This is a genomic window from Brucella sp. NBRC 14130 (assembly GCF_040371715.1).
In the GTDB taxonomy this organism is placed as follows: Bacteria; Pseudomonadota; Alphaproteobacteria; order Rhizobiales; family Rhizobiaceae; genus Brucella; species Brucella intermedia.
On sequence record NZ_BAABTE010000025.1, the window covers coordinates 18796 to 28184 of the forward strand.

The following is a 9389-nucleotide window of genomic DNA, read 5'->3' on the forward strand; positions in this document are numbered from 1 at the left end:
GTGAGGCCGGGCAGTCACGTTGGTTCAGATCGGGCAATCAACATCGAATGAGCAGATGGAAAAGCGGCGGGACAGTAGCCGGGTTGCTTGACACAAATAACCATCATGATGCAATATATGCATCATGATGTGATATACGCAACAAAAGAAAGGGATGCGCGAGACGCAATTTCGCGCAAAAAAACGAGGAGGAGGAACAAATGAAGCATCTGTTTGCGCGCTTATGGGTGCCCGTGCTGGCCGGGCTTTTGATGATTGCGGCTTCGGCAATGCCGACCAAAGCGCAGGAATCTGTCTGGCAGCGTATCAATGAAACCAAAACCGTACGCCTGGGCGTAGCTCCATATGCACCGTTCTCCTACAAGGATGCACTCGGGAAGGGCGATGTCGGCGTCAAACAGGGCAGCGATACCTGGCGCGGCGTGGCTGTGATCATAGGCCAGCGCATTGCCGATTCACTCGGCGCAAAAGTAGAGATCGTCGAATTGTCGTGGTCCGGTGCAATCGCCGCGATCCAGACCGGGCAGGTTGATCTTTTCTTTGGGCTTGATGGCACCCCGCAGCGTGCCGCTGCAGTCGAGTTCATTCATACGCCGGTTTATAAATACGGCGTCGTATTCTTCGGGCGCGACGATCTGCCTGCCAATAGCTGGGCTGATCTGAACAAGCCTGAAGTGAAACTTGGGATCGTGAATGGTACCAATTTTGATTCCATGCTGCAGGAACATGCACCGAATGCGAGCGTGCAGCGTTTCCCTTCGACCTCTGAAGTCATGGCTGCTTTTCAGACCGGTCAGATCGACGGGACGATAGCGACGCCGTCCAATGCCGATGCGGCGCGTGCAAAAATGCGCAAGGGACAGGTGAAGCTTCTGGATGGCCCGGCAATCTATCTGCCTATTCTGGCGGCCATTCCGCCACAGCAAGATCAGCGCTGGCGCGATTTTCTCGAAACCACCTTCGCGTACATGACGGACTCCGGTGAAACCAAGAAAATCTATCAGACTGAAATCGCTGCAAGCGGCGTAAAGCCTGAAGACGTGACGGTCAACTTCATCCAGTAGTCCCTCCGCAGATACCGCAAGCGGCTGGAAATAATATAGTCAAGCACCCGAGTACCTTTATGTATGAATGGAACTTTGAACCCGTCCTGCGTCAAAAGGGTCTGTTGATCGAAGGCGTACTCGGTACCTTGCAACTGTCCGCAAGCGCTCTGGCGATTGCTATCCCTTTTGGCCTCGTACTTGCGCTCATGCGTCTGTCCAAAAATGGGGTGGCTGCACACACAGGCACAGCCGCTGTCTACATCCTGCGCTCATCGGCGCTGATGGTCATGATCTTCTGGACCTATTTCGCGCTGCCAGCTATCATCGGTCATCCAATATCGCCGTTCGTCGCCGCAACGCTGGCGCTTGGAATTCAGAACTCGGGCTATTTTGCGGAACTGTTTCGAGGCGGCATCATTTCGATACCGCCCGGCCAATATGAGGCTGCCGGAAGCCTTGGCATGACGCGGGGACAAGCCATGCGCTGGATCATCCTGCCGCAGGCCGTACGCCGCATGTTGCCCGTGTTTCTTCTCACCACGATCGATCTCGTCAAAGCCACATCGCTTGCAGCTGCAATTACCTTTCAGGATCTCACCTTTCAGGCGACGCGCATTGCAGCTGAAACCTATCGGCCTCTGGAAACCTTCGCCGTTGTTGCAGCCATCTATTTTGTCCTTTTCTCGGCTGCTTCATCTCTCACCTATTATGTCGAACGGCGTTTAGCCGTTTCGGATCGCTGATCGGGAGCGGTTTGATGAGCGAATATTTCGATATCCAGATACTGCTGAACTATCACGAACTGTTCTGGCGCGGTCTGCTCAACACCTTGTTGCTAACGATGACCACGATGGCCGCAGGGCTGACAGGTGGCTTGCTGGTTGGACTGGCAAAGACAACCAGGTCCCGTTGGTTGCGCTATCCTGCGACCATCTATGTCGGGATGATCCGCAATACACCGATCCTGATCCAGCTGTTCTTCTTCCAGGCATTTGCGCCCATTCTGCTTGGCGTGCAGAACAACCCGCTCTTCGTGGCGATTGCGTCATTTGCGATCTACAACATCGCTTATTGCGCCGACATTTACCGCAGTGGTTTGCAGTCCATTCATGTCGGTCAATACGAGGCCGCGCGTGCCCTCGGCATGCGGCGCATGCAGCAGTTGATCTATATCGTGATCCCGCAGGCATTCCGCCGCATGGTGCCAGCCTTCACCAACCGCGCAATCGAGATTGCCAAGCTTACTACCGTGGCATCTGCTGTCGCATATGGCGATCTGCTCTATTACGCCAAGCTGGTCGCCGATACCGAATATCGCCCCATCGAAACCTTCACGATCGTGGCGCTCATTTTCATCATCGTCATTGTCCCCTTCAGTGTCCTTGCAAAAAGCCTTGAGGACAGACTTCATACAGCGAGGTAATAGTCCCATGACGGAAGTTCTCCGCGTCGAAGGACTTAGCAAAAGCTTTGGTCCTCTGCAGGTTCTCAAATCCATCGACCTCACCGTTAATGAAGGTGAGACCGTCGTTCTGCTCGGCTCCAGCGGTTCGGGCAAGAGTACTCTGCTGCGTTGCCTCAATCTCCTGGAAGTTCCCAGTGCAGGCCGCGTCTGGCTCAACCGAACGCAGGTTGGAACGACTGCATCCGGCACCATTCAGTATCGGGAGAAGGATCTGACTGCTATCCGCACGAAAGTGGGCATGGTGTTTCAGCAGTTCAACCTGTTTCCCCATCTGACGGTGGCCGAAAATATCGCTATCGCCCCTATAAAGGTGAAAGGCGTTAGCAAGGAAAAGGCGCGTGAACGTGCGCTCGAGGAATTAGCGCGAGTAGGTATCGCCGATAAAGCAGACGTTTATCCGTCGCGCCTGTCAGGCGGCCAGCAGCAGCGCGTTGCCATTGCCCGGTCTTTGGCGATGGATCCACAGGTCATGTTGTTCGACGAAGCCACCTCAGCCCTTGATCCGGAGTTGGTGGGCGAGGTGCTGGAAGTGATGCGTTCGCTGAGCCGGGATCGCGTAACCATGGTCATCGTTACGCACGAGCTAGGCTTTGCCTATCACGTCGCAGATCGCGTCGTGTTCCTGCATCAGGGGTTGATCCATGAACAGGGCACGCCAGCAGAAGTTTTGATGGCACCCAAACAGGAGCGCACGCGTGAATTTCTACGCGGGCATGACAAATTCCGTCTGCCGGAACCTCTGCGGGCTTGAGGAAACCAACGTGAAACTACACCATTCAGGCTTGTCGCCTTTTGTACGCAAAGTCACCATTCTGGCAGGCTTTCTGCGCATTTCGAAGAAGATCGAACTGGTTGCCGGCAAGGGCAATCTGATGCTGCGTGACCCGGAGTTCCGCAAGCTCAACCCGTCCGGCCAAATTCCCATGCTGGTGACCGACGAGGGGGAAGCGCTCTTCGATAGTCCGGTGATCTGCGAGTATTTGAACGATTTTGCCAAAGGCAAGCTGATCGGTCGCGGTGACGAACGCTGGCGTAACCTGCGCGATCAGGCGCTGGGTGACTCCATGTGCGACGCTGCACTACAATTACGCTACGAGATCGGCCTGCGACCCAGTGAACTGCAATGGCAGCAATGGCGGAATGCATGGGCATCGAAAATCATCGATACTCTGACGTGGCTCGAAACGCGGCCCGAGCATCTCAGTGGACGTCATGATATAGGCGCTATTTCGATCTTCGTGCCCCTTGCTTTTATCGACAATCGTATTCCAGAATTGAGCTGGCGGGGCGACTTTCCAAAAGTTGCAGCATGGTTCGATGCGTTTTCGGCATTGCCGCAAGTCGCAGCGACCAATCCTTATTGATCCAGTCGCGTCTTCTCTGACACAACAGTGAGTAGAGCCATGTCGAACACACCTCCCAACGACGATCCTTATCTGATCGGTGCTGAAGCGCTTGTGCACACCCTGATCGCCGGGGATGTCACCACCTGCTTTGCCAATCCGGGAACGAGCGAGATGCATTTCGTATCGGCGCTTGACCGCATTCCGGGCATTCGTTGCGTGCTGGGCTTGCAGGAAAACGTTGTGACGGGCATGGCCGACGGATATTTCCGCGTCACCGGAAAACCGGCATCGACATTGCTGCATTGCGGCCCTGGGCTCGCCAACGGTATTGCCAATCTGCACAATGCACGTCGCGCGGGTGCAGGCATCGTCAATATCGTCGGTGATCATGCTGTCCCGCATGTCGCTTTCGACAGCCCGCTGACGGCCGACGTGGTTTCGCTGGCTGAAACCTGCTCTGACTGGGTTGCCTATTCCGCCTCACCGGCAAGCATAGGTGTGGATGCGGCACGAGCGATTCAGGCTGCGCGCGCTGATAACGGTCATGTCGCTTCGTTGATCTTGCCTGCCGATGTTTCATGGAATGAGGGTGGCAAGGTGGGTGGTATCCTGCCTGATATCAATCCGCAGAGCCCATCACCCTTGCAGATTGATCGCGCTGTTGCGGCGTGCCGCAGTGGTGGGCGTGTTGTGATGGTTCTTGGAAGTGCGGCACTTGGGGTTGAGGCGCAGCCGCTGCTGGCGGGTTTGCAGCAGGCCGGTATCGATTTGCGGATAAGCCAGCTTGCCGGACTGGTCCCTGTCGGGCGCGGTCGGATGGCAATCCCGCGCGTGCCTTATGTTGTCGATGTCGCTCTGGAAGCGCTCGCTGCCTACGACCACGTCATTCTGGTCAATTGCCCGCCGCCGACTGCTTTCTTCCTCTATCCGGGACGTCCCAGCCGTGTCACCCGGCCCGATGCCGAAGTATTTCACCTTTCGCGTCCCGAGGAGGATGCCATTGCTGCGTTGCAGGCTCTGGCCGGCAGACTGGAAATCGAACCGTGTAGCCCGCCGGTGGTTGCGCGCCCGTTTACAGAGGTCGAAGGCCGCATCACGCCTGATGGCCTGGCGGAAATTGTTTGTTCCCTGGTGCCGGAAAATGCGATCATCTCCGATGAATCCCTGACGCAGGGTGCGGGCTTTCCGTCTCGCATCGCCAGCATGGCCCCTTGCCAATGGATGACGATGGTGGGCGGAGCCATTGGCGGCGGGTTGCCGATGGCAACTGGTGCTGCGATTGGTGCAGCCGAAAACGGCGAGAGTGAACGGCGAATTGTATCACTTCAGGCAGACGGTTCTGCCGCCTATACGATGCAATCACTGTGGACGCAGGCGCGTGAAAATCTGCCCTGTACAACCGTACTTCTGAACAATCGGAAATATGAAATCCTGCTGGGCGAATATGCCAAGGTTGGCGCCAATCCGGGCGAGACGGCGCATTCTATGTTATCACTGGACAAGCCTGCCATCGACTGGGCCGGCCTTGCACAATCATTTGGCGTTATGGCGAAAACCGTCACCACGCTTGAAGAATTGCGCGATGCCTTTGAAGAAGCAATCGCGCATGACGGACCGTATCTCATCAACGCGATGATGGGCTGAGCTACCCGGAACAGTGAGCACAAAAAATGCCTTTGATCGATCGGCTGGCCGTAATAGGCTACTGCCGCTGAAAACTTTCAATCTTTTCAATCAGTCTTGAAAACCGGATGGGACCGCTCCCCGATGACTAACGATTATCCGTGGCGTGGCGTTCTCAACGACGAACTTCACTCGCGTCCATCGATTTATTTCGATGCTCCGGCGGTGGTCTGGCACGAAGCTTTTTTCGTCGGCAACGAGGCCACACATGCTCCCGATACTCTTTTAAAGCTTGGTTTGACGAATACGAGCGACGGCAAAAGTGGCATTGCGCAAACGACGAGCGGTCGCATCAAGTGGGAAATTCACGCCGAGTTTGTATCGCTTACCTATGTCATTCAATGGAGCGGCGACTACAATGCCATCCCGCTCAGAGAAGAAATCTGGATCAAGCTCGTCAATGAAATGCCGGGACAGCGCATCAATTCCATTGAAATTGTCGTTGGTCTCGCGGGTACGCATGATGCGAAGCTTATGCTTGGTGCGGAGACGGATATGGATGTTGCGGTTTCTGCCATAGGCAATTGCGATGCTGAAATCTGGTCAACGTTCCGCTTCAATGAGGCCAATGCGACGCGCTTCGTCCTGCTCAACAATAACCTCAATGCATTCCGGACCGGACGTATGGTTCGGCGATTGCTTGAAATCGAAGATTACCGTCTTATGGCATTGATCAGCCTGCCGCTGGCGCAGGACACTTTCTCACGCTGTTCCGTGTTCGAGACCCGGTTGCAGACAATCGTTGATGCGCTTGGCAAACAAGCCCACCAGCAGGAACGTCTTCTCAAGGATTTGGCACAGCTTGCCAGCGAAATTCTCGACGTATCGGTCAATACGGGTGAGCGCTTCAGTGCAACTGCAGCCTATTCAGAACTCGTGTTTGCGCGGCTTGCCGAATTGCGTGAACAGCACGTCGACGGTTATCAAAGGCTCGGCGTATTTATTGAGCGTCGTTTCCGCCCTGCTATCAGGTTTTGCGCGCAAGCCAGCAAACGCATCGAAAACTCGGCAACCCGCGTCTCGCGCGCCAGCGATTTGTTGCGGACATCGGTTCAGGTCGAACTGGAACAGCAAAACCTGCAATTGCTGGAATCGATGGAAAAGCGCGTGCAGGTGCAGACCAAGCTGCAAGAAGCAGTCGAGGGGTTCTCAATCGTCGCCATCAGCTATTACGCCATCGGTCTCTACAAGACGCTTCTGGAAAGCCTCGGCCATGTTGAGGCGATCTCCGGCATGAAGACATTCCTGACATTGGCAGGCTTCCCGGTCATCATTCTTGCCGTGTGGTACCTTGTGCACCGGGCAAGGAAACTCGTTCATTTTTGACGGATGGTACTACCCCACCGCCCATTGTGCAGCCCTAACAAAATGAATTGATTGTATCGCTTAGAGTACATGGATCTGATTTAATCAGACTAGTACTCCTTGTTTGACGCGCATCTTTTCCGAAATCTGATTTGCACCTTTTTGCCATGCGATCCCATTAATCAAAATCGACGACTGAGGCTGACACAGATACACGTCCGATTGTATTGCGCCATGGCGCGTCAAAGACGCACAGGCAGATTCTTGGCAATGTTGACGAAATGGCGCACGGATTTGCGCGATTCACGCGCTTCCACGCCAGCACTGTCTGGATACGGAAATCAGGATGCAAAATCCGACGTACTTCGACGTTGCGGCCGAGAAAACCGATCAGGCTTTCTGGGTAGATAGTCACACCCAGCCCTGCTGCCACCAACCCCAGTAAGGCCAATGTATTCGATGCTTCAAGCTTGATATTATTAACACGCCTTCGGCGGAAAACAACTCATTGAGCTGCCAGCGATAAGCTTCCCATTCGATCATATCGCCCAGAATCAAATCGCAACCGACCAAATCTGCCGGCCTGATGTCTAGCTTGTGCAGAAGTGCATGATTCTTTGGCGTGACGACATAAAGCGGATCGGATGTCAGAAGCAGGCTATGAAAATCGCTGTGCTCGAACGAGCCGATCATATAACCGATATCGACCTCATCGTGGGCAATCGCCAGTTTCTGGCCTTGAGTGCGAATATAGCGCAGATTGACGTCCACATGCGGATAGGCGGTACGGAAACGCTGCACTGCGCTTGGCATCAACTCGGTCGCGGCAAAGGCCATATAGGCCACCCGCAATATACCCGTCTTGCCTTCGGCAACCAGACGCGCGGCCTTCACAGAACGATTATAATCGTAGATCAGCCGGGCATTTTCCTCGTAGAAGGCACGTCCGGCGGGCGTCAGCGATACTTCCCGGGTGGTCCGTTCAAACAGCGAAAAGCCAAGCAGATACTCAAGCTTCTGAATACGCCGGGTCAGCGCCGATTGATCGATGTTCAACCTCTCCGCGCTGCGGCGAAAATTCAGTTCTTCGGCAACGATAAGAAAGGATTGCGTGAGCTCAAGCCCGGCTTCTGCTTCTGTCGACACGTGGTTCCCCGTTTTTTCTTGATCCTTACTGATTGATGCATTGCGCGCAATAGTAATTGGCAAATGACCAATTCCGTCCGCCTCTTCAAAACGACATCCTCGCGTCCAGATAACCGACACCATCCCTTGCTGGTGGCGGTCATCGCAGCCAGACCAAGCGGCCAGCGCCGCATAGTTGAGAGGACATTCAATGAGCGACATCGACAGGTTGTGTCGCAAAATTTTCAGCGGGTTAAAGGCAGGCGTATCTCCGGGCGCAATTATGCTGCGAGTTCCGCAAAGACCATGAATGGTGAACAATTGTCGTTTGCGAATTGCCTCTTGCGGATCATATGCGCAACTTCGATACCCGCGATTGTCGCTGCGGCTGAATGAAATGCCTTGAACCCCAACATCTGATTGGTAATCCGCTTGATGAAACGATGGTCCTGTTCAAGAATATTGTTGAGATATTTGATCTGCCGGATTTCAATCATCTTGCTGTAACCTGTGATTCTAAGGATTGTATTTACAGCTTGGGCTCCCTCCAGATTGGCGCCGCTTTTATCAATGACAATCTTGTCTGGAACACCGTTGGCTGCGATGGCTTTCTTGAAGAAACGTCGTGCAGAACCGAGATTTCGGCGTTCGGAGAGCATGAAATCAAGCGTTTGTCCGTCACGATCAACGGCCCGGTACAAATATGTCCATTTGCCTTTGACCTTTAGATAGGTTTCGTCAACACGCCATGAGCCTAGCGTTCGACGCTTACGTTTCTGTGCCTGATCTGCAATCTGTGGCGCGTAACGGACAACCCAGCGGTTCAATGTTGCATGGTCAACGTTCACGCCACGTTCGGCCATGATTTCTTGAAGGTCACGATAGGAAACGGAATAACGAACATAGAAGAACACCGCATAAAGGATGACATTTTTGGGGAAATGAGACCCTTTGAAATCGATCGCCATACCCAGTCACCTCGCCCAATTATGCGCACCGAAGCGACAATAACGCAGCAGAAGTGAAAAATTCGCGACAGAACCCTTGTCGGAAACGGCTTCGAGGCGGGACACCTCATAGAAGGGGCGAAATGCTTCCATGATGTCATCCGTCGTGTTGGCACTGTTACTTTAACGAGAGTGCAGACGTAACGTATTCTTTGGCGCATCTGTCATGCGGATTTCAGGCACGTGATTTCGCGCCACATGTCAGTGGCGGCTTGTCGTAACTCACGATGATCGGCGGCATTGAATTGGTTTCGGGGGAAATAATTTAGGTTGTAGATCGGATCCTGTATCGACGTGAAATTTTGCACATGTCGCGCCGATTTAAAGCGCTTCATAACCCGCTCTCGTCGTCGGATCGGCTGATGCGAATTCTCTGCCCGATTGTTCAAACCCTTATGCTGGCGATGATCGC

General features: G+C 54.0%; 10 protein-coding genes and 1 pseudogene. 7 read left to right on the forward strand and 4 right to left on the reverse strand.

The annotated features are described in order from the left end of the window. Positions 1-200: 200 nt before the first annotated feature. The 7 genes from ABWW28_RS25960 to ABWW28_RS25990 all read left to right on the forward strand — a co-directional run bounded on the left by ABWW28_RS25960 (position 201) and on the right by ABWW28_RS25990 (position 6866). Positions 201-1064: a transporter substrate-binding domain-containing protein gene (locus ABWW28_RS25960; RefSeq protein WP_100651632.1), complete on the forward strand. Its 864-nt coding sequence runs from the start codon at positions 201-203 to the stop codon at positions 1062-1064. Positions 1065-1123: 59 nt separating this feature from the next. Further along, positions 1124-1789: an amino acid ABC transporter permease gene (locus tag ABWW28_RS25965; protein WP_061346788.1), complete on the forward strand. Its 666-nt coding sequence runs from the start codon at positions 1124-1126 to the stop codon at positions 1787-1789. A 14-nt stretch (positions 1790-1803) separates the two neighbouring features. Next, a complete protein-coding gene (locus ABWW28_RS25970) occupies positions 1804-2469 on the forward strand; it encodes an amino acid ABC transporter permease (protein WP_176588522.1) in 666 nt (221 codons plus the stop codon). A gap of 7 nt (positions 2470-2476) precedes the next feature. After that, positions 2477-3262 (forward strand): amino acid ABC transporter ATP-binding protein, encoded by a 786-nt coding sequence (locus ABWW28_RS25975; protein ID WP_176588523.1) that lies wholly within the window; start codon positions 2477-2479, stop codon positions 3260-3262. A gap of 10 nt (positions 3263-3272) precedes the next feature. After that, on the forward strand, positions 3273-3875 hold the full coding sequence (locus ABWW28_RS25980; protein ID WP_100651626.1) for a glutathione S-transferase family protein: 603 nt from the start codon (positions 3273-3275) through the stop codon (positions 3873-3875). A 39-nt stretch (positions 3876-3914) separates the two neighbouring features. Then, a complete protein-coding gene (locus tag ABWW28_RS25985; RefSeq protein ID WP_100651624.1) occupies positions 3915-5501 on the forward strand; it encodes an acetolactate synthase large subunit in 1587 nt (528 codons plus the stop codon). Between the two features lie 123 nt (positions 5502-5624). Next, the gene (locus ABWW28_RS25990; protein WP_176588524.1) at positions 5625-6866 is read left to right on the forward strand and encodes a DUF3422 domain-containing protein; all 1242 of its coding nucleotides are present in this window, start codon (positions 5625-5627) and stop codon (positions 6864-6866) included. 157 nt (positions 6867-7023) lie between these two features. On the opposite strand, the pseudogene ABWW28_RS25995 reads toward ABWW28_RS25990, so the two are convergent. From ABWW28_RS25995 to ABWW28_RS26010, 4 genes and pseudogenes are all read right to left on the reverse strand, one after another. After that, positions 7024-8192, reverse strand: a pseudogene (locus ABWW28_RS25995) (LysR family transcriptional regulator). 59 nt (positions 8193-8251) lie between these two features. Next, on the reverse strand, positions 8252-8938 hold the full coding sequence (locus tag ABWW28_RS26000) for an IS6 family transposase (protein WP_176588525.1): 687 nt from the start codon (positions 8936-8938) through the stop codon (positions 8252-8254). 6 nt (positions 8939-8944) lie between these two features. Then, a complete protein-coding gene (locus ABWW28_RS26005) occupies positions 8945-9070 on the reverse strand; it encodes a hypothetical protein (protein ID WP_282187539.1) in 126 nt (41 codons plus the stop codon). A 71-nt stretch (positions 9071-9141) separates the two neighbouring features. Continuing rightward, positions 9142-9389 (reverse strand): DDE-type integrase/transposase/recombinase (locus ABWW28_RS26010; protein WP_353392717.1); only part of this gene is annotated, 248 nt, incomplete at its 5' end.

What these genes read in the sequence shown, in the direction of transcription:
- ABWW28_RS25960 (WP_100651632.1), top strand. Translation starts at nt 201, where the DNA reads ATGAAGCATCTGTTTGCGCGCTTATGGGTGCCCGTGCTGGCCGGGCTT.
- ABWW28_RS25965 (WP_061346788.1), top strand. Translation starts at nt 1,124, where the DNA reads ATGTATGAATGGAACTTTGAACCCGTCCTGCGTCAAAAGGGTCTGTTG.
- ABWW28_RS25970 (WP_176588522.1), top strand. Translation starts at nt 1,804, where the DNA reads ATGAGCGAATATTTCGATATCCAGATACTGCTGAACTATCACGAACTG.
- ABWW28_RS25975 (WP_176588523.1), top strand. Translation starts at nt 2,477, where the DNA reads ATGACGGAAGTTCTCCGCGTCGAAGGACTTAGCAAAAGCTTTGGTCCT.
- ABWW28_RS25985 (WP_100651624.1), top strand. Translation starts at nt 3,915, where the DNA reads ATGTCGAACACACCTCCCAACGACGATCCTTATCTGATCGGTGCTGAA.
- ABWW28_RS25990 (WP_176588524.1), top strand. Translation starts at nt 5,625, where the DNA reads ATGACTAACGATTATCCGTGGCGTGGCGTTCTCAACGACGAACTTCAC.
- ABWW28_RS26000 (WP_176588525.1), bottom strand. Translation starts at nt 8,938, where the DNA reads ATGGCGATCGATTTCAAAGGGTCTCATTTCCCCAAAAATGTCATCCTT.
- ABWW28_RS26005 (WP_282187539.1), bottom strand. Translation starts at nt 9,070, where the DNA reads ATGGAAGCATTTCGCCCCTTCTATGAGGTGTCCCGCCTCGAAGCCGTT.